Source organism: Nitratireductor luteus (genome assembly GCF_026162365.1).
Taxonomy (GTDB): domain Bacteria; phylum Pseudomonadota; class Alphaproteobacteria; order Rhizobiales; family Rhizobiaceae; genus Chelativorans; species Chelativorans luteus.
Genome location: NZ_JAOANW010000008.1, coordinates 169,432 through 188,225 on the forward strand (window position 1 = coordinate 169,432; position 18,794 = coordinate 188,225).

An 18,794-nucleotide genomic window follows, 5' to 3' on the forward strand; every position below is an offset into this window, starting at 1 on the left:
CCTTATCGTTCACGATCCTTATAGGCATTGCCATGTGAACGGCAACTGAACGCCATGCTTCACCCGCTTTCGGCCTGATCTTCCTCGTTCTCGCTCTCTCCATCGACCGACCCCGACGCCCCGGCTCCCGATGGCGACGGGCCGGAACGGAAATGGATGTCGCGCTGCGGGAACGGAATCTCGATGCCTTCCCTCTCGAAGGCTTCGACGATGGCAAAGCGGATTTCGTTCTGTACTTCGAGCTGCGCCAAGATGTCGGCCAGATAGACGCGGATCTCGAAATCGAGTGACGAGTCGCCGAACCCGGCAAACAGCACGAAGGGCTCCGGATTCTTGAGAACCAGCCGATTGCTCTGGGCAATATCCAGGAGGATGGCATGTACCTTCTTCACATCGGTCCCGTAGGCCACGCCGATCGGTATCTCCACGCGGCCCAGGCTGTTCTTGTGGGTCCAGTTGCCGACCGCGGCATTGATCAGTTCAGAGTTCGGCAGGATCACCGTCTGGCGCTGGAAAGTCTCGATCTCCGTCGCGCGGACGGAGATCTTCTTCACGGTTCCCGACACCGCGCCCGCCACGATCCAGTCGCCCGCCTTGAATGGCCGCTCGACCAGCAGGATGAGGCCGGAGACGAAGTTCTCCAGGATATTTCGCAGGCCGAAGCCGATGCCGACCGACAAGGCGCTGGCCACCAACGCCAGGTTCGACAGATCGATGCCCGCCGTGGCGACACCGAACAGCGCTGCGACCACCACGCCTGCATAGCCTATCGCCGTGCGCACCGAGTTCCGCACGCCCGTGTCCAGCCTGCTGCGCGCCATCACCCTGCTGTCGAGCCATGCCTGGAACCAGCGCGCGACGAAGTAGCCGACGATGAAGACCAAAAGCCCGGAAAGGATGCCGACCAGCGAAAAGGAGATATTGCCGATGCTGACCTTGTTGGCGATGCCATAGGTCCATGCGGTCAGTTCGGCCCAGTGAAAGCCCCATTGCAAAAGGATGAGCGGTGCCCCGACCAGCACCACCGCCACATTGGTGGCCAATCCCGCCACCAGCCCGAGCTGATCGAGAGTGGTGGCGTCCAGGCTGAAGCGCCGGGACAGGAGCCGCCCCACCGCCGATCCGGCGAAGGCGCCGTCGCCCGACATGGCGCCCCCGGCCAGGAAACCGATATACATCGTCGCCAGGATCGCCCCGGTGACGACAACCTGCTGCGACAGGAACCGCGAAAAACCGATATAGCCGAACAGCGCCGCGATGATAGTGGCCGCCGCAAAGCCGTATATCAGCACGCGGAAAATGATCGGCCAGGGGCGCGGACGGGCCCCCTCTTCACCCGGAAAGGGCTTCACCGACCCGATCAGGATCAGGAGCACGCCGACAACGATCGTGGCGAGAAAGCTCGTGGCCACCGTCAGCGACAATTGCGAGCCGAACAGCTCGTAGAGCCGGTTCATGAAGAAATCAAAGCCGGTAACGGTGGCCGTTACCCCCACCAGCAGGCACAATTTGCCGGCCGCGCTTGTTTCGACCGGCAAAAGGCGCCAGTTCTCACGCTTCGGCGCGAGCACCGCAAGCGCCAGCCGGTAGACGAAGAACACCACCACAGCCACCGAGAACAGCGGCCAAAGCAGCTCAGCGATGTCGCGGCGCAGAATGCCGAACACGTCGAGGAAGAAATATGCCGAACCGAGGAGAATGCCGAAGGCAGCCGAAGGCAGCAGCGTCGACCACAGCGCCAGCGACAGGCGGCTGAGATAGGTCGGCTCGGCCTCGTTGAGGTCGGGGTCAATCAGATTGCCGAAGAGCCTGCGTCCCGCCAGATGCAGCACCAGTGCAGCCGCCAAGGAGAAAAATACCGTCAGCAGGAGGGCCCGCAGCTTGAAACTGGCTGTGAAACGAAGCCACGAAGCGACTGTATCATAGGCCTTTCCCAGATCCGTATGTAACTCGTTCAAGACCTGAGGGCTCAAGGCGGCCGTGATATCGTAGCGCCTGGAAAGCGCGCTGGTGAACAGATCGCGCCGCATTTGCGCGATCTGCTCGATCATTCGGTTGATCCGCAGTGAAAGGGCCTCGGCCTCCCCGATCAGCGCATTGATCTCAGCCTTCTCGTCAAGCAGTCTCTGGCGTTCCTGCTGAACGAGTTCCGGCTCGGCAGGCTCGCCCTCAGCGCGCTCGGGTCCGAGCTGTTCGAGCCTGTCGTTGATTTCGGAAATGCGCGGACGAAACGCGACGCCGCTGGCCAGAAGGTCACGCGCCAGCTTTTCCAGTTCCACCCTTATCTGGACCAGGCCGGTATCGTCGCCCGCCTTCTCCTCAAGTTGGCTGGCGAGCTGCTGGGTCTGCCGGGCGATATCGTCGATCTTCTCTTTCTGGCTGGCAATGAAACCGTTGCCGGTGGTTTGAGGCTGTGCCATGGCCGGCGCGCAGAAAATGACAGCCAGCACGAGGAGAAAGCCAGGAAGTGCTTTGATTAGATCGGACAGGCTGGCCACGAGGATATGATTCCCTTCAACTCGGGCACCATTGATAGTCGCCGCGCGAAAGCCGGGCAACAACGCCTTTCCAGCCGAAAGGTCGGTCCACTGAAAAGGCAGGGCGTATTATTTGCGTCCGTCCATGCTCGTGCCCTATAGCTTCGGGTCGAATGGGGACGACCGATCAAGACAATGGCTGAATATTCGGCACTTTCTCTCCTGAAAAACGCCTTCTCCGGCAATCGCGGCTGGAAACCGGCCTGGCGCAAGGCCAGTCCCAAACCGGCTTATGACGTGATCGTCGTGGGCGGCGGCGGCCATGGCCTTGCCACCGCCTACTATCTTGCCGCCGAGCACGGCATCCGCAAGGTCGCCGTGCTGGAAAAGGGCTGGCTCGGCTCCGGCAATATCGGCCGCAACACCACCATTGTGCGATCCAACTATCTCCTGCCCGAATCCATCCGCTTCTACGATCATTCGGTGAAGCTGTGGGAGAACCTTTCCCATCAGCTGAACTACAACGTCATGTTCTCCCAGCGCGGCGTGCTCAACCTTGCCCATTCGCCCGCCCAGGTCGACGACTATATCCGCCGTGGCAATGCGATGCGCCACGAGGGTGGCGACGGCATATGGTTATCGCCGGCACAGATCGCGCGATATGCGCCCGGTGTCGATGTATCGTCATCCGCCCGCTTTCCCGTCGTCGGCGGCCTGCTTCAGCCGCGCGCCGGTACGGCCCGGCATGACGCCGTGGCGTGGGGTTATGCGCGCGCCGCCGACCGGCTGGGCGTCGACATCATCGAGAACTGCGAGGTGACAGGGTTTCTGCGCGATGGCGACGAGATCACCGGCGTCGCCACCTCGCGCGGCGACATCCGGGGAAAGAAGGTGGCGGTGGCGGTCGCCGGCAGCACCGGCCGCGTGATGAAGCTCGCCGGCATCGAGAACCTGCCCATTGAAAGCCACGTGCTGCAGGCCTTCGTCTCCGAATCCATCAAGCCTTTCGTCGATTGCGTCGTCACCTTCGGCGCCGGCCACCTTTATATGTCCCAGTCGGACAAGGGCGGCCTCGTCTTCGGCGGCAGCCTCGACCTTTACAACTCCTATGCCCAGCGCGGGAACCTGCCTCTGGTCGAAGAAGTCATGAGCGAGATAACGGCCATGTTCCCCGCTGTCGCAAAACTGCGCCTGCTGCGCTCGTGGGGCGGCGTCATGGACATGTCGATGGACGGCTCGCCGATCATCACCAAGGGACCGCTGCCCGGCATGTATCTCAATTGCGGCTGGTGCTATGGCGGCTTCAAGGCCACACCCGCCTCCGGCTATTCCTTCGCCTGGACCATTGCCAAGGACGAGCCGCACCCGATCAACGCCCCCTTCACCCTGAGCCGGTTCGAGCGCGGTGTCATCATCGACGAAAAGGGCCAGGGGCCCACGCCGAAGCTGCATTGAGGATCGAAAGATGCTGATTTCCTGCCCCCATTGCGGCCCGCGCGACCTTGCCGAGTTCACCTATCAGGGTGATGCCACCCGAACCCGGCCGGACCTCGCCTCCACCGACACCGCCGCCTGGCACGCATATGTCTACGAACGGCCCAACCCGGCGGGACTGCATCGTGAGTACTGGCAGCATTCGGGCGGCTGCCGCTCCCATCTCCTGGTCGTCCGCGATACGGTCAGCCACGAGATCGCCTCGGCCAAATTCGCCCGAAAAGCGCGGGAGATGATCGGATGAGCCCGCGCCGCGCCGCCGCCGGCGGCACTATCGACCGTTCCCGGCCCGTCGGGTTCACCTTCGACGGGGTGAAGATGAGCGGCCATGAGGGCGACATGCTCGCCTCGGCGCTGCTCGCCAATGGTGTCCTTCTCGTCGGCCGCTCCTTCAAATACCACCGCCCGCGCGGCATTTTCGCGGCGGGAGCGGACGAGCCAAACGCCCTGGTGACCGTGCTGCGCGACGGCATTCGCGAGCCCAACATTCCGGCCACGCAGATCGAACTCCATGAAGGGCTGCGCGTGGAAAGCCAGAACCGCTTTCCCTCGCTCGACTATGATTTCGGCGCACTCGCCCAGCTTGCCGGGCCGCTGCTATCGGCCGGCTTCTACTACAAAACCTTCATGGGCCCTGTCGCGGGACCGTTGAAGGGCACCCGGCTATGGATGTTCTGCGAGCGCTTCATCCGCAGAGCGGCCGGTCTCGGCAGAGCCGATCACAAGCCCGACCCCGCCCGCTACGAGCGCATGAATGCCTTCTGCGAGGTGCTGGTGGTGGGCGGCGGCGTGGCCGGTCTGATGGCGGCGGAGGCTGCCGCCAAATCCGGCAAGCGCGTCATCCTGGCCGAACAGGAACCCCGCCTCGGCGGCATGGCCCGCTGGTCCGGCGAAGAGATCGGCAGCAAGCCCGCGCGCGAATGGGCGGAGGGGCTCGCCGCCCGCCTCGCCCGCATGGACAACGTGCAGGTGCTGAGCCGCACGACCGTGTGGGGCTATTATGACGGCAACACCCTTGCCGCCCTCGAACGCGTCGGCGACCATCTTCCCCGGCGCCCGGGCGACATGCCCCGCCACCGCCACTGGACCATACGTGCGGCAAAGGTGATCCTGGCCACCGGCAGCATCGAGCGCCCCATCGTGTTCCCCGGCAACGACCGGCCCGGCATCATGCTGGCGGGCGCGGCGATGCGTTATGCCGCCGAATACGGCGTGCTGCCGGGCGAGAAGATCGCGATCTTCACCAACAACGACAGCGCCTACCGCGCCGCAACCGTGCTCAAGGCCGCCGGCGCGTCGATCGCCGCGATTATCGACGTCCGCAAGGAGATTTCCACCGCCGCGCAGGCGCTGGCCGGCGAGGCTGGAGTGGTGCCGCTGCTCGGCCATGCGGTCGTTGGAACCAGCGGAAAGCGCCTGCAACGGGTGATTCTCCGCCGGTTTGACCCCCAAACTGGGCTGGTTTCGGGCGATTCTCGGCCCATTTCAGCCGATTTTCTGGCCGTTTCGGGCGGTTGGTCGCCCGCGATCCATCTTGCCAGCCAGGCCGGCGGCAAGCCCCGATGGGACGATTTCCTGCAAGCCTTCCTGCCCCCGGTACCCCAACAGGACTGGTCGGGCGCGGGCGCACTGACCGGCGGGATGACGACGGCGGCAGCGCTGAAGACCGGCCGCAGCGCCGGGCGCGCCGCCGCGGGGCAAAAGCCTTCACGCGCCAGGCTTCCGCAGACCGAAGAGCCGGGCCTCGACCCCTCGCCCGCTCCGGTGCTGGAGATCAGGGCTGGTGGCAAGGCCTTTGTCGACTTCCAGCATGACGTGACAGCCGACGACGTGCGCCTTGCCCACCGCGAGGGCTTCGTCTCGGTCGAGCATCTCAAGCGCTATACGACGCTGGGCATGGCGACCGACCAGGGCAGGACGTCGAACGTGCCGGGCCTGGCCATCCTGGCCGAGGCGCGCGGCATTTCCATTCCCGAGGCCGGGACCACGCGGTTCCGCCCGCCCTACAGCCCCGTCCCCATCGGCGCGCTGGCCGCCGAGCGCCACCGCCACTTCAAGCCCGACCGCCTGACGCCGATGCATGACTGGCATCTTGAGCATGGCGCCCGGATGATGGAGGCGGGCCTGTGGCACCGCCCGCAGATCTACGGCCAGGCCGGCGAGACGGTGGAACAGGCCTATGTGCGCGAAGCCAAAGCCGTGCGCGAGGCTGTCGGCATCGTCGATGTGTCGACGCTCGGCAAGATCGCGGTCAAGGGGCCGGACGCCGCCGAGTTCCTCGACCGCGTCTACACCAATATATTCTCGACCCTGAAGGTCGGAAGGGCGCGCTACGGCCTCATGCTGCGCGAGGACGGTATTGCGCTGGACGACGGCACCACATGGAGGCTCGGCGAGCACGATTTCCTGATGACGACGACCACCGCCAATGCCGGCAAGGTCATGCAGCATCTGGAATATTATCTCGATTTGGTCTGGCCGGAGCTCAGGGTGCATCTCACGTCGGTGACCGACCAGTGGGCGGGTGCGGCGGTCGCCGGTCCCCGATCACGCGACGTGCTGGAAGCATGCATTTCCGGCACGGGGATAGATGACGAGACGCTGCCATTCATGGGGATCGTCCATGGTGAAATCGACGGCGCTCCCGTCATGGTCTGCCGCCTCTCCTTCTCCGGCGAGCTTGCCTACGAGGTCTATTGCGGGGCCGGCCACGGCATCCATGTGTGGGAAGCACTGATGGAAGCCGGCGGGCCGTTCGGTATCGCGCCTTACGGCATGGAGGCACTCGGCGCGCTACGTATCGAAAAAGGGCATGTGACCGGTGCAGAAATCGACGGCCGCACCACTGCCCGTGACCTCTATCTCGACTGGATGCTGTCGAAGAAGAAGCCGTTCATCGGCTCGGCCCTGATGGACCGCGAAGGACTGATCGACAAAGGCCGCATCCGCCTCGTCGGTATCGTCTCGCTCGACGACCGGCCGCTTGGCGGCGGGGCTCATATCGTCGAAGATTCAACTTCTGAAGGTCTTGGCACAAGCATCGGCCACATAACGGCTTTCTGCTATTCGCCACAACTCGAACGCTACATCGGCCTGGCCCTGGTCAAGGGCGGCAAGGCACGCCACGGCACGCGCGCTCGCGTCTCCGATCCGCTGCGCGACCGTTTCGGCCCGGTTGAGATCGTCAGCCATCACTTCTTCGACCCGGAAGGGAAGCGCATGCATGGTTGAACGCGAATCCCCCCTTGGGCCGGCCTTCGAGCCGGGCGCTTTTCCCAATCATGCCGGCGATACCGGCATCCGCCTGAGCGAAGCGACGCCCGCCGGCATCGTGGAAGCCTGCGCATGGCCCGGCATGGAGCAGGCGCTCCGGAATGCCATCGGCAAGGCGACCGGGCTCCGCGTTGGAGCCGCCGCCAACGCAGCCGCATCCAACAAGGATGCGGCGGCTTTGTGCATCGGGCCCAGCCGCTATCTCGTCCGCTCGGCGCGGCGCGACCTGTTCGAACGGATGCAGGCGGAGGTCGCGCCTGAAACAGGCACGGTCACCGACCTTTCCCACGGGCGGACCTGCATAAGGGTGGAAGGCAACGCGTGCGAATGGATGCTGTCGAAGCTCTTTGCCGTGGATTTCCACCTGACCACCTTCCCGGCCGACACAGGCCTGGCGACGGCTCACCACGACATATTCGCCCAGATTCATCGATCCGGCGAAGACCGCTTCGAGATATTCGTCTTTCGCTCCCTCGCGCGCGCCTTCTGGCGCGAGTTGAGGGAGGCAGCAGCCGAGACGGGCTATGAAGTCGAATGAAAGGCCCGGCACGAAGCCGAGCCTTTCATGACCCTATTCGGCGGGCTTGACGGGCGTCGCCTCGAGCATGGTGCGCTCGAGCTTGGCACCGCGGGGACCATCCCCGTGCTCGTCATGATGACGGCCTTCGCGCCAGTTTCGGTGCTTGCCTTCATAGCCGCCGCGACCCTTGAAGCGCGGACCCGCCATACCGTGCATTTCAGCACGCGCCTGGCGCAGTTCATTCTGGTCGAGCGCGCCGTCATCGTTGCGGTCCAGCAGGGCGAAACGCTTGGCTTGCCGGCCTTCGATCTCGGCAATCGTCACTTCGCCGTCGCCGTCGACGTCCAGCATCTGCACCGCGCGGCGCGCCTTACGCTCATACTCGCGCTGCATCAGGAGATCGACGATCTCGGCTTCGCTGAGCTTGCCGTCCGTGTCGGCATCCGCTTCCTGCAACTTGCCAAGGCGCATCGCGCCGAACTCTTCCGAAGACAGGGTGCCGTCGCCATCGGCGTCCAGATGTTGGAACATGCGTTCCATGCCCCCGTCCCGCTTCACCGACATTTCCGTTTTGCCGTTATCGCTCCGGCTTTGTGCCACTGCTGCAGTGCCGGCGGCAAAGGACAGGGCGACGGCTGCGAGGATCGCTTTGCGGATCATGCGTAATCTCCATGGTTGTCGCCGCGACAGGCGGCGTCGGGTCACGCATCGTTTGTGGCACGCCCAACATTACGGCGCGCTTGCCGTCCGATTACAAATTGGTAAGTCGCCGCCTATTCGACGAAGGTCACGAACTCGTCGAGCGGCGCTCGCTCACTGCGCAAATCGTTCTCCGGCTTGGTCTTGTCCTCGTACCCGAGCGCCATGCCGCAGACCACGATCTCTTGGTCCGGGATATTCAGGAGTGGGCGGATAATGCGGTGATAGGGAGCGAAGGCTGCCTGCGGGCAGGTGTGCAGCCCTCTGGATCGGGCGGAAATCATGATCGACTGCAGGAACATGCCGTGGTCGACCCACGAACCCTTGTTGAGCCGGCGGTCGATGGTGAAGATCATGCCGACGGGCGCATCGAAGAAGGTGAAGTTCCTGTCGTGCTGCGCCCGCATCCGCTCCACCTCGCGCCGCCCGATGCCGAGCAAATTATAGAGCGCGAAGCCGACGGCACGCCGCCGTGAGAGATAAGGTTCGAAAAACTTGTCGGGATAATATTTATATTCGTCCCACTCGATCTTTTCGGGCCGGATACCGGACGAAAGAATCGCGTCGGAGAGCTTCTGCTTGGCCTCCCCGCTCGTCACGTAGACCTTCCAGGGCTGCATGTTGGTGCCCGAGGGCGCGCGCGCGGCCAGCGCGAGGATGTCCCGCACGGTCCTCTCCGGCACCGCATCCGGCAGGAAAGCGCGAACGGAGCGGCGTGTCAGGAGAGCCTCGTCGACAGTGCGCGCAACGTCTTCCGTGGCCAAGTTCTGTCTGCTATTCGAAACAAGCATATCCGCCGCATCTGTTTCTGCTTCCTGAATGCTGGCGTATAGCTGGACCTACAGGGTCGCCGCAACCCGTCAACAGGAAACTGTCATAATGCCTACCCATTCCAAGCGCATCACCGGCATCACCCCTTCTGGCAAGGACGGGTGGGAAGTGCACTTCGCCGCCATGCGCAAGAAGCTGGCGGGCGAGCCCATATTGATGCTGTCGGTGGGCGACCACGACTTCGATACCCCCGAAGGAACCGTCGAAGCCTGCGTGGGAGCGGTGCGCGGCGGCTACCACCACTATATCCAGTTGCCGGGCCTCCCCCGCCTGCGCGAGGGGTTGGCGCGACTTTCCACGGAATGCACGGGCGTGGACACGACGCCGGACGAGATAATCGTCACCCAGGGTGGCCAGGGCGCGCTGTTCGCCGTCTGCCAGGGCGTGCTCGATCCCGGCGACCACGCCATCATGATCTCGCCCTATTATGCCACCTATCCCGGCACGGTGCGCGCGGCGGGCGCCAGCTTCACAGAGGTCGACGCGCAAGCGGAAAACGGTTTCGAGCCGGATATTGCGGCTATCGAAGCAGCCGTTCGCCCGAACAGCCGCCTCCTCATGATAAACTCGCCCAACAATCCGACCGGCGCCGTCTATAGCCGCCGGACGCTGGAGGGCATCGCAGACATCTGCCGCAGGCACGATCTCTGGCTGCTTTCGGACGAGGTCTACTGGACCATCCGCGCCGATGCGGAACACGTCTCGCCGCGGGCGCTCGCGGGTATGAAGGAACGAACCCTGGTCGTCAATTCGCTCTCCAAGAGCCACGGCATGACGGGCTGGCGCGTCGGCTGGCTCACGGGACCGGCAGAGACGGTGCGGTATCTGACAAGTCTCAACCTCGTTTCCAGCTACGGCCTTGCCGATTTCGTGTCCCGCGCGGCAATAGAAGCGGTCGAGCACGGGCATGGCGTGAGGGAGATCGCGGAGCGCTACGGCCGCCGGCGCACGGCATTCCTGGAATCCATCACCGATCTGCATGGCGTAAAGATACGCGGTTCGGAAGGCGGCATGTATGTCATGCTCGACATTTCGGCGATCGATCCAGATTGCGAGGCGTTTGCCTGGCGGTTGCTGGAAGACGAGCAGGTCGCCGTCATGCCCGGCACGAGCTTCGGGCCGTCGGCGGCCGGTCACATTCGCGTTTCGATGTGCCAGACGGAAGAGACCCTGCGCGAGGCCGCGCAGCGCCTTCGCCGCTTCGTCGCCCGCGCAACCGGCGCGCGCTCTACCGCCGTGGCCTGAGCCACCGCCAATTGTCGTCGTCGTTGCGGTCGATAATGCAGCGGTAACCGACAAGGCATTGCGCGGCGTCCTGCGTCGGCACATAGGCCCTTTCGGCGATTTCGAACATCGGACAATAGCGCTCGTCGACCACGAAACGGTTATAGGTGAAGCGGCCCGTGGTCAGCACGATCGCTCCGCTCTGACGCACGAGAGAGTTGGCCTGGTCGCACGTCATCGTCCGCGTGTCGGGCCGGGCTTTGGCCGTCTGCGCGCCGAACACAACCGGCAATAGTGCCAATCCCACGACGAGCACGGCCGATCGGAGCTTTCCTGTCATGGAGTCCCACTCCCTTTGTTCACGCATTTCTCGTGCAATTTGACGCCAATTCCTTCACTTTTGCCAGCCCATGACCTAGCCTTGCGTCGGCCAACTCCCAAGGCTTAATGATCCATGTTCTTTTTCGCGACAATATGGCTGGAAAACCAGAACCTTTGACCTCACTCGACCGCTCGGGCCTCCAACCGGGCAGGATCGCGATCTTTCTGGATTTCGACGGGACTCTGGCGGAAATCGCCGAGCATCCCGATGCCGTGTCCGTACCGACCGCCACCCGCGATGTACTGGCGCGTCTGGCGGATTGCATGAGTGGCGCCATTGCCATCGTAACCGGTAGGCCCATCTGCGAAATCGATCGCTTCCTTCAACCTCTTTGTCTGCCGGTCGCGGGCATCCATGGCCTGGAAAGACGCGACGCCGACGGCGCACACCGTGCCGCTGCAGTCGACGCCAGCCTGATCGACATGCTTGCGGAAAAGTTGAAACGGTTCCAGGAAAGCCATAAAGGCATCGTTGTCGAGCGCAAATCCGCCTCGGTCGCCCTTCACTACCGCCAGAGGCCGGAGCTGGCCGAAGCCGGCATGGCCTGGGCGCACGAAGCGGTTGACGGTCATGAAGGCCTGCAAATCCTGCAGGGCAAAATGGTCATCGAAATCAAGGCGGGCAAGGAGACCAAGGCGGACGCCGTCGCAGCGTTCATGGCCGAAGAGCCCTTTGCCGGGCGCATGGCCGTATTCGCGGGCGACGACGTGACCGACGAAGACGCATTCAACGAGATCGCCCGAAGGGGTGGTATTTCCATAAAGATCGGAGGAGGAGAAACAGTCGCCGCTTTTCGCATCGAGGGCGTCGGCGCGTTTCGTCAATGGCTCAGCCGGTTGGCAGACGATTTTGAAAACAGACAATTGACAGAATAAGGTAGATTCCCGTGACCACACTTAACCTTGGCGTAGTAGGCAATTGCAGCTTCTCCGCATTGATCGATCCCAAAGGCCGCTATCTCTGGTCCTGCCTGCCGCGTTTTGACGGCGACCCCGTCTTCAACGGCCTTCTGACCGGCGAGGACGAACCGGCCGAGGGCGTGTTCTCCATCAACCTGGAAGGCCTTGCAGAGACCGAACAGTTCTACGAACCTAACACGGCAGTTCTCGTCACCCGGCTGCATGGTCAATCCGGCTCCCTGGAAATCCGCGATTTCGCGCCGCGCTTCTTCTGGCGCGACCGCATTTTCCGCCAGCAGACCCTCGTGCGGCGGGTGAGGCCAATTGCCGGCACGCCGCGCATCTCCGTCCGCTGCCGTCCCACGTTCTCCTATGGAAAATCCAACCCGCAGATAACGCACGGCTCCAACCATGTCCGCTATGTGGGGCCTGAAATGACCCTCCGGCTGACCACGGACGCGCCGATCGACTATGTGCTCGATGAAACGCGTTTCAACCTATCCGCCCCGATCGATTTTATCCTGGGCCCGGATGAGACGCTGACGGGCAGCGTGGCCGATACAGCGCGGGATTTCGAGGAGCGCACCTGCGCCTACTGGCGTAACTGGGTAAGCGGCCTGGCCCTGCCCTTCGAATGGCAGGAAGCCGTCATCCGCGCGGCGATCACGCTCAAACTGTGCACCTACGAGCCGACCGGCGCGATCATCGCGGCCATGACGACCAGCATACCCGAAGCGCCCAACAGCGGGCGCAACTGGGACTACCGCTTCTGCTGGCTGCGCGACGCCTTCTTCGTCGTACGAGCGCTCAACAGCCTCGGCACCGTGCAGACAATGGAGAACTATTTCCGCTATCTCATGGACCTCGTGGCGGATGCCGATGGCGGTCACCTGCAGCCGGTTTTCGGCATCGGCCGCGAACGCGATCTCGTCGAGGAGGTTCTGGAGAATTTCGGGGGCTACCGCGGCATGGGCCCCGTCCGCTGCGGCAATCAGGCCCATGAGCACTATCAGCACGATGTTTACGGCAACGTGATCCTGGGCGCGGCTCAGATATTCTTCGACCGCCGCATCCAGATGAAGCCGACCATCACGGACTTCCACCTGCTCGAACAAGCGGGTGAACAGGCATACAAGGTCTATAGCCTGCCGGATGCCGGAATGTGGGAACTGCGCTCGCGCTCGCGCGTTCACACTTCATCGAGCCTGATGTGCTGGGCCGCCTGCGATCGCCTGGCCAACATAGCGGACCGGATCGGCGAAATGGCACGGGTCCGCTACTGGAGAGAGCGCGCGGAGGAAATCAAGGAAAAGATCTTGGCCGAGTCCTGGTCGGAAAAACGGAAGGCTTTCGTAGAAAGCTTCGGAGGTGAGACACTCGATGCGAGCGTCTTGCTGATGGCCGAGGTAGGTTTCCTCGATCCGCGCGATCCACGTTTCGTCAGCACCGTGGACCAGCTCGAAAAGACGCTCGCCAACGGCCCCTACATGCTGCGCTACGAGGCGGCGGATGATTTCGGAAAGCCCGAGGTCTCGTTCAACATCTGCGCGTTCTGGCGGCTCGATGCGTTGACCCGCATCGGCCGGCGTGAGGAAGCGCGGGAGATTTTCGAAGCGCTTTTGAAAACGCGTAATCCGCTCGGCATGCTTTCGGAGGACACCCATCCCGTCACCGGCGAGATGTGGGGCAACTATCCGCAGACCTATTCGATGGTCGGCATCATCAACGGCGCAAGGCGCCTGTCGAAACCATGGGAGTCCGTTGTGTGAAAAGGCTGGTTGTCGTCTCCAACCGTGTCGCGGACCTGAAAAGGTCGGCCCAGTCCGGCGGCCTCGCCGTCGGACTGGCCGACTCACTGAAGCGCCGCGGGGGCGTATGGATGGGCTGGGACGGCCAGACCATGCGCGCCGACGAGCAGCCCGAGCCGCGCATCCGCAAGATCGGCGACGTCACGCAGGTGACGATACCGCTGACCGAGGAGGACTATGCCCAGTACTACCTGGGTTTTTCCAACAGCGTCCTGTGGCCGCTCTTCCATTACCGGCTCGATCTGGTCGACTACAAGACGGTCTATCTGGAGGGTTACCGGCGCGTCACCTCGAAATTCGCGGACGCGCTGTTGCCCGTGCTCGAACCGGACGATTTGATCTGGATCCACGACTATCACCTGATACCGCTGGCGGCCGAGCTGCGGCAGCGAGGCTGCAAGCAGCGCATCGGCTACTTCCTGCACATTCCGTTTCCGCCGCCCGAAGTACTGGCCGCCGTTCCGCGCCACCGCTGGCTGGTCGAGAGCCTGCTGGAATACGACGTGCTGGGCTTTCAGACCAATACCGACCTTGGCAATCTCCAGCACTATGTGGAGGAAAATCTCGGTTGCAAGATGGAGGCCAACGGGCGCATCGCCGTCGGCGACCGCAGCGTCCATGCCGGCTGCTTCCCCATCGGCATCGACGTCGACGCCTTCGTCGCAATGGCGGAGCAGCCGAACGAAGAAGTGCAGATCGAAACGCAGCGCCGCGAGATCCTCGGCCGCAAGCAGATCATCGGCGTCGACCGTCTCGATTACACCAAGGGCCTGCCCGACCGCCTGCGCGCTTTTGCCCGGCTTTTGGAGCTCTATCCCGAGATGCGCAAATCGGTGGCGCTGATGCAGATCGCCACGCCGACGCGCGAGGAGGTCGAGGCCTATGTCGAGATACGTACGGAACTGGAAGCGCTTTCCGGCTCCATCAACGGCCGCTTCGCCGACTTCAACTGGACGCCCGTCCGATATATCCACGGCATCGTGCCGCGCGATGCGCTTGCCGCTCTGTTTCGCGCAAGCCAAGTGGGCTTGGTCACACCGCTCAGAGACGGCATGAACCTTGTCGCCAAGGAATATATCGCCGCGCAATCCATGGAAAATCCCGGAGTCCTGGTCTTGTCGAAATTCGCCGGCGCGGCCGAGGACCTGCGCGAGGCGCTGATCGTCAATCCTTTCGATGTGGACGACATGGCGCGCAATCTGTGCAGGGCGCTCACCATGCCTCTTGAAGAACGACAGCAACGCCAGCGGGCACTGATGAAGCGCATTCGCGAGCACGACAACGCCCACTGGCTGAAGTCGTTTCTATCCGTTCTGGAAAACGGCTGATACCAAGGTAGCTGGGCTTGACCGTCGACGGTCAGTTATCCTTCTTGCGCGGCAGGTCCTTGCGCTTGGTTTCCGCCAGATCCTCGAGTTCCTTCTCGGTCATCGATTCGACCATGTCCTTCGAAGCGCCCTTCAATTCGGACTTCTTCATGTCGCCGCGTTTGGCCGCAAGTGCGGCGCCAGCGGCTTTTTGCTGTGCTTTCGAGCGTGCCGGCATTTTTGCCTCCTTCGTTTCACTGCCCGAATAAGCGCCTGCGTGCCCAATGGTTCCAAGAAGGCGGGCGGCAAGCTGTTGCTGCCATGATTGGTCGCCCGGAGCGAGGCACGGGTGGAGCGAAGCCGAGCCCTACTTCAAACTGTTCCAGCCCGCATCGGGCTCGAAGCGCTCGCCGTGCTTCTCCTTGAGGCGTTCCAGCGCCGCCCTCACATCGTCGACGCCGCGCTGGCGGGCATAGTGGAGCGGGCCGCCCCGGAAGGGAGCGAAGCCGGTCCCGAAGATCATCGCCGCATCGGCCGTTTCCTCGTCCTGGACGACGCCTTCCCGCAAGCAGCGCACCAGCGTATTCAGAATCGGCAGCACCAGCCGGTCCGCCATCTGGTCCAACCGCGCCTCATCGTCCTCGCCTTTAGAGGATTGCTTTCTGGGCTTGCCCTTGTCGTCATAGGCGTAAAGCCCCTTGCCGGCCTTGCGGCCTGTCTCGCCGGCTTCCACGTGACGCGCGAGCCAGGCGGGTACGGGCGGCATTTGGTCCTCCAGCCGCTCGCCCAGCATTCGCGCCACCTCGAGGCAGATGTCGAGCCCGACCGTATCGGCCAGTTCCACCGGCCCCATCGGCATCCCGAACCGCTCTGCCGCGCGGTCTATATCCTCCTTGGCCGTTCCCTCCTCGATCATCAGGAATGCTTCGACGAGATACGGCATCAGGGCACGGTTGACGAGAAAGCCCGGTGCGCTTTTGACGGGTGCCGGCAGGCGCGAAATCTTCCCGCAGAACGCATTGGCCCGCTTGATCGTTTTCGGCGCCGCCTTGTCGTGCGAGACGATCTCGACCAGTTCCATGCGCGTTACCGGATTGAAGAAATGCAGTCCGACAAGGCGATCTGCCGCCGAAAGACCCTCACGCAAGGTCTCCAGCGGTATGCTCGATGTGTTGGTCGCCAGAATGGCGTCCTTCTTCATCCGCGGCAGAATCGACTGATAGACCTTCTTCTTCACATCGGCGCGCTCCGCCACGGCCTCGATCACCAGATCGGCGCGCGCCACGCCGGCACCGTCGAAGTCCGGCATCAGGCGGTCGAGCGCGTCGCGACGTTCAATCGAAGAGTGCAGCTTCTTGTCGAAGAAGGCCGAAGCGCGGCCGATGGCCTTGGCCAGCGTCTTGGGGTCGAGATCGGCAAGGCTGACCTTGAGGCCGCGCGCCGCGCACCACGCGGCAATGTCGCCGCCCATGGTGCCTGCTCCGATGACATGCACACGCTCGATGCCACTGTCACCCTTTGCGTGGGCGCGCAGTCCTTCCCGCAGGAAGAAGACACGGATGAGATTCTGCGCCGTCTCTCCCGCCAGAAGCTTCGAGAAGGATCTGATTTCTCCCTTCTGCATCTGGTCCCGGTCGCCGCCATGCTCCTCCCACAGGTCGATGAGTTGATAGGGGGCGGGATAATGGCGTTTCGGCGCACGCTTTTCGGCCTCCGACCGCATGCGGCTTGCGGCCATCCGGCGCGCGGGGGCAAGGCCGAACGCTCTCGCCTTCCAGCCCGGCGTGCTCTGATCCAGGCTTCCGGAAACAGCGGCACGGACCGCATTTGCCACATGCCTTTCCTCGATCACCGCATCCACCAGACCCAGCGCCTTCGCTTTTCTGGCATGGACGTTCTTGCCGGTGAGCATCATCGTCATGGCCTCGACCGGGTCGATCAGCTCGGTCAGCCGGTACGTGCCGCCGAGGCCGGGATGAAGCCCGAGGAGGATTTCAGGAAAGCCGAAGCTGGCGCCGCTTATCGCGAGTCGATAGCGGCAGGCCAGCGCGAGCTCCAGCCCGCCGCCGAGACAATGGCCGTGAATGACGGCAACAGTCGGTATCTTCAGGCGCGCCAGCCGGTCGATCACCGCATGGGCCTGGCGCATGCGCGGCTCGATCTGCCCGGCATCGTCGGCGCCCCGGAAATCGCGGATATCTGCGCCGGCCGCAAAGCCGCCGGGCTTGGCCGAGCGGATTACCAATCCACTGGCTCCCGATCCCTCGATCTCGCCCAGCACCGTGTCCAACTCGCCGATCACGGCCTCGGACAATGTATTCGCGCTTTCCCCGGCACGGTCGAGAACAAGCCAAACGACCTCGTCCCCGTCCCTGGCATAGCGCCAGTGCTGCAGATTTCCGGCTCGCTGGCCGTCGGGCCCGAGTTCGCGGTTCCGCGGCTCGAGGACCTGCCAGACGGGAGCTTTTGCCACCGGCATCAGACCACCTCCAGAAGCATTGCGCCGCCCTGCCCTCCACCGATGCATTCGGTGGCGAGACCGCGGTTGAGACTCAATCTGCGCATCGCATTCACCAGATGCAGAACGATGCGATTTCCACTTGTGCCGACGGGATGGCCGAGGCTTATCGCCCCGCCGTCGACGTTGAGCCGATCGCGCGGGACCCGGCCGAAGGGCTCGTCCAATCCGAGCACCCTCCTGCAATATTCTTCATCCTCCCACGCGGCCCGACAGGCCAGAACCTGGGCGGCGAAGGCTTCGTTGAGTTCCCACAGATCGACATCTTCGCGCGCAAGCCCCTGCCGCTCGAGAAGCGCAACGGAGCAGATCGTCGGTCCCAGTCCCATGATCGACGGGTCGAGGGCGGACCACTCGCTGTCGACGATGCGCGCCAGCGGCTTCAGTCCGTGCTTTTTAACCGCCTCCTCCGACGCCAGTACCATCCAGCTTGCGCCGTCGGTGATCTGTGAAGAGTTGCCGGGGGTGACCTCCCCGTAGGGCTTTTCGAAAACCGGCTTGAGCTTGGCAAGCTTCTCCATGGTCGTGTCCGGGCGCACGCCGTCGTCATGGTCGTAGAGCGCGCCGTCGCGTGCAACCACTGGAATAAGTTCGCCCTTGAGATGGCCTTCCGCATGTGCCCGCGCCAGCCTTTGATGGCTCTCCAGCGCATAGGCATCTGCCGCCTCACGCGAGACGCCGAAGAGATGCCCGATGATTTCCGCTGTCTGCCCCATATTGAGCTCGGTGATCGGATCGGTCAGCCCGCGCTCCAATCCGATAACCGGCTTGACCATATCGGGTCTGAAGGCTGCCAGCGCCGAAGCGCGCTCCATGGCGCTCTTCGCAGAGGCAAAACGGCCGAACCAGCCAGTAGCGGCCTGCGAAAGCACCAGCGGCGAATGCGACAGCGCCTCCGCGCCGCCGGCCAGGATGAGTTCAGCTTTGCCCGCCTCGATAGTGCGGAAGGCGGTATCGATGGACTGCATGCCAGAGCCGCAATTGATCTGCACCGTGAACGCCGGCATCGCGGCGCCCATGCCCAGGCGCAGTGCGGCGACACGGGCTGGGTTCATCTCGTCGGCAATGACGTTCACGCACCCCAGAATGACGCTGTCGAAGCTTTCCGGTGCGAAAGGCTGCCGCGCCAGCAGCGGCCTGCCGCACTGCACGGCCAGATCCACCGGGGTAAAGGGGCCGGGCTTGCCGCGCGCCCGCAGGAAAGGTGTTCTTGCGCCGTCGATCACATATACGGCCTTCGTTCCTCCGTCCTGCCTGCGCACCTGCGCCTGCCGCGCAGCCACGCCGCGCGCTTGCGTCCGCCTGACGCCCGACCGTCTTACGGCGGGCTTTTCCGCGCTTGGTGTTTTCGCCATTCGCATA

General features: G+C 63.5%; 15 protein-coding genes. 8 read left to right on the forward strand and 7 right to left on the reverse strand.

The window, feature by feature from the left end:
* Nucleotides 1–59: 59 nt before the first annotated feature.
* Nucleotides 60–2,420 carry a mechanosensitive ion channel domain-containing protein gene (locus N1058_RS13270; protein WP_265518045.1) on the reverse strand — a complete coding sequence of 787 codons (2,361 nt, stop codon included), beginning with the start codon at nt 2,418–2,420 and terminating at the stop codon, nt 60–62.
* A gap of 252 nt (nt 2,421–2,672) precedes the next feature.
* Here N1058_RS13270 and N1058_RS13275 point away from each other — a divergent pair, with 252 nt between their 5' ends.
* Genes N1058_RS13275 through N1058_RS13290 form a run of 4 tightly spaced genes read left to right on the forward strand, consistent with a single transcriptional unit; the run spans nt 2,673 to nt 7,782 of the window.
* Nucleotides 2,673–3,932 (forward strand): sarcosine oxidase subunit beta family protein, encoded by a 1,260-nt coding sequence (locus N1058_RS13275; protein WP_265518046.1) that lies wholly within the window; start codon nt 2,673–2,675, stop codon nt 3,930–3,932.
* Nucleotides 3,933–3,942: 10 nt separating this feature from the next.
* Nucleotides 3,943–4,215 (forward strand): sarcosine oxidase subunit delta, encoded by a 273-nt coding sequence (locus N1058_RS13280; RefSeq protein ID WP_265518047.1) that lies wholly within the window; start codon nt 3,943–3,945, stop codon nt 4,213–4,215.
* Complete coding sequence (locus N1058_RS13285; protein ID WP_265518048.1) at nt 4,212–7,202, forward strand: sarcosine oxidase subunit alpha family protein; 2,991 nt, start codon at nt 4,212–4,214, stop codon at nt 7,200–7,202. Before N1058_RS13280 ends, N1058_RS13285 begins: the two co-directional genes overlap by 4 nt.
* Nucleotides 7,195–7,782 (forward strand): sarcosine oxidase subunit gamma, encoded by a 588-nt coding sequence (locus N1058_RS13290; RefSeq protein WP_265518049.1) that lies wholly within the window; start codon nt 7,195–7,197, stop codon nt 7,780–7,782. Before N1058_RS13285 ends, N1058_RS13290 begins: the two co-directional genes overlap by 8 nt.
* A 33-nt stretch (nt 7,783–7,815) precedes the next feature.
* Here the strand turns inward: N1058_RS13290 and N1058_RS13295 are convergent, their stop codons facing one another.
* Nucleotides 7,816–8,424: an EF-hand domain-containing protein gene (locus N1058_RS13295; protein ID WP_265518050.1), complete on the reverse strand. Its 609-nt coding sequence runs from the start codon at nt 8,422–8,424 to the stop codon at nt 7,816–7,818.
* A 113-nt stretch (nt 8,425–8,537) separates the two neighbouring features.
* Nucleotides 8,538–9,254, reverse strand: a complete 717-nt coding sequence (locus tag N1058_RS13300) for a nitroreductase (protein ID WP_265518051.1) — start codon at nt 9,252–9,254, stop codon at nt 8,538–8,540.
* 88 nt (nt 9,255–9,342) lie between these two features.
* Between N1058_RS13300 and N1058_RS13305 the strand changes: the two genes are divergently transcribed.
* A complete protein-coding gene (locus N1058_RS13305) occupies nt 9,343–10,539 on the forward strand; it encodes a pyridoxal phosphate-dependent aminotransferase (protein WP_265518052.1) in 1,197 nt (398 codons plus the stop codon).
* Here N1058_RS13305 and N1058_RS13310 read toward each other — a convergent pair.
* On the reverse strand, nt 10,523–10,858 hold the full coding sequence (locus N1058_RS13310) for a hypothetical protein (protein WP_265518053.1): 336 nt from the start codon (nt 10,856–10,858) through the stop codon (nt 10,523–10,525). The genes N1058_RS13305 and N1058_RS13310 overlap by 17 nt on opposite strands.
* Before the next feature lie 134 nt (nt 10,859–10,992).
* Here N1058_RS13310 and otsB point away from each other — a divergent pair, with 134 nt between their 5' ends.
* Genes otsB through otsA form a run of 3 tightly spaced genes read left to right on the forward strand, consistent with a single transcriptional unit; the run spans nt 10,993 to nt 14,935 of the window.
* Nucleotides 10,993–11,775, forward strand: a complete 783-nt coding sequence (gene otsB / locus N1058_RS13315; protein ID WP_265518054.1) for a trehalose-phosphatase — start codon at nt 10,993–10,995, stop codon at nt 11,773–11,775.
* A gap of 11 nt (nt 11,776–11,786) precedes the next feature.
* A complete protein-coding gene (locus N1058_RS13320; RefSeq protein ID WP_265518055.1) occupies nt 11,787–13,568 on the forward strand; it encodes a glycoside hydrolase family 15 protein in 1,782 nt (593 codons plus the stop codon).
* Nucleotides 13,565–14,935 carry an alpha,alpha-trehalose-phosphate synthase (UDP-forming) gene (gene otsA, locus N1058_RS13325; RefSeq protein WP_265518056.1) on the forward strand — a complete coding sequence of 457 codons (1,371 nt, stop codon included), beginning with the start codon at nt 13,565–13,567 and terminating at the stop codon, nt 14,933–14,935. The genes N1058_RS13320 and otsA overlap by 4 nt, the downstream gene beginning before the upstream one ends.
* Before the next feature lie 31 nt (nt 14,936–14,966).
* Here the strand turns inward: otsA and N1058_RS13330 are convergent, their stop codons facing one another.
* From N1058_RS13330 to N1058_RS13340, 3 genes are all read right to left on the reverse strand, one after another.
* On the reverse strand, nt 14,967–15,152 hold the full coding sequence (locus N1058_RS13330; protein WP_265518057.1) for a DUF3008 family protein: 186 nt from the start codon (nt 15,150–15,152) through the stop codon (nt 14,967–14,969).
* Between the two features lie 129 nt (nt 15,153–15,281).
* On the reverse strand, nt 15,282–17,393 hold the full coding sequence (locus N1058_RS13335; protein WP_265518058.1) for a 3-hydroxyacyl-CoA dehydrogenase NAD-binding domain-containing protein: 2,112 nt from the start codon (nt 17,391–17,393) through the stop codon (nt 15,282–15,284).
* Nucleotides 17,393–18,787: an acetyl-CoA C-acetyltransferase gene (locus N1058_RS13340; protein WP_265518059.1), complete on the reverse strand. Its 1,395-nt coding sequence runs from the start codon at nt 18,785–18,787 to the stop codon at nt 17,393–17,395. The genes N1058_RS13335 and N1058_RS13340 overlap by 1 nt, the downstream gene beginning before the upstream one ends.
* Nucleotides 18,788–18,794 lie beyond the last annotated feature (7 nt).

What these genes read in the sequence shown, in the direction of transcription:
- N1058_RS13270 (WP_265518045.1), bottom strand. Translation starts at nt 2,420, where the DNA reads ATGGCACAGCCTCAAACCACCGGCAACGGTTTCATTGCCAGCCAGAAA.
- N1058_RS13275 (WP_265518046.1), top strand. Translation starts at nt 2,673, where the DNA reads ATGGCTGAATATTCGGCACTTTCTCTCCTGAAAAACGCCTTCTCCGGC.
- N1058_RS13280 (WP_265518047.1), top strand. Translation starts at nt 3,943, where the DNA reads ATGCTGATTTCCTGCCCCCATTGCGGCCCGCGCGACCTTGCCGAGTTC.
- N1058_RS13285 (WP_265518048.1), top strand. Translation starts at nt 4,212, where the DNA reads ATGAGCCCGCGCCGCGCCGCCGCCGGCGGCACTATCGACCGTTCCCGG.
- N1058_RS13290 (WP_265518049.1), top strand. Translation starts at nt 7,195, where the DNA reads ATGGTTGAACGCGAATCCCCCCTTGGGCCGGCCTTCGAGCCGGGCGCT.
- N1058_RS13295 (WP_265518050.1), bottom strand. Translation starts at nt 8,424, where the DNA reads ATGATCCGCAAAGCGATCCTCGCAGCCGTCGCCCTGTCCTTTGCCGCC.
- N1058_RS13300 (WP_265518051.1), bottom strand. Translation starts at nt 9,254, where the DNA reads ATGCTTGTTTCGAATAGCAGACAGAACTTGGCCACGGAAGACGTTGCG.
- N1058_RS13305 (WP_265518052.1), top strand. Translation starts at nt 9,343, where the DNA reads ATGCCTACCCATTCCAAGCGCATCACCGGCATCACCCCTTCTGGCAAG.
- N1058_RS13310 (WP_265518053.1), bottom strand. Translation starts at nt 10,858, where the DNA reads ATGACAGGAAAGCTCCGATCGGCCGTGCTCGTCGTGGGATTGGCACTA.
- otsB (WP_265518054.1), top strand. Translation starts at nt 10,993, where the DNA reads ATGGCTGGAAAACCAGAACCTTTGACCTCACTCGACCGCTCGGGCCTC.
- N1058_RS13330 (WP_265518057.1), bottom strand. Translation starts at nt 15,152, where the DNA reads ATGCCGGCACGCTCGAAAGCACAGCAAAAAGCCGCTGGCGCCGCACTT.
- N1058_RS13335 (WP_265518058.1), bottom strand. Translation starts at nt 17,393, where the DNA reads ATGCCGGTGGCAAAAGCTCCCGTCTGGCAGGTCCTCGAGCCGCGGAAC.
- N1058_RS13340 (WP_265518059.1), bottom strand. Translation starts at nt 18,787, where the DNA reads ATGGCGAAAACACCAAGCGCGGAAAAGCCCGCCGTAAGACGGTCGGGC.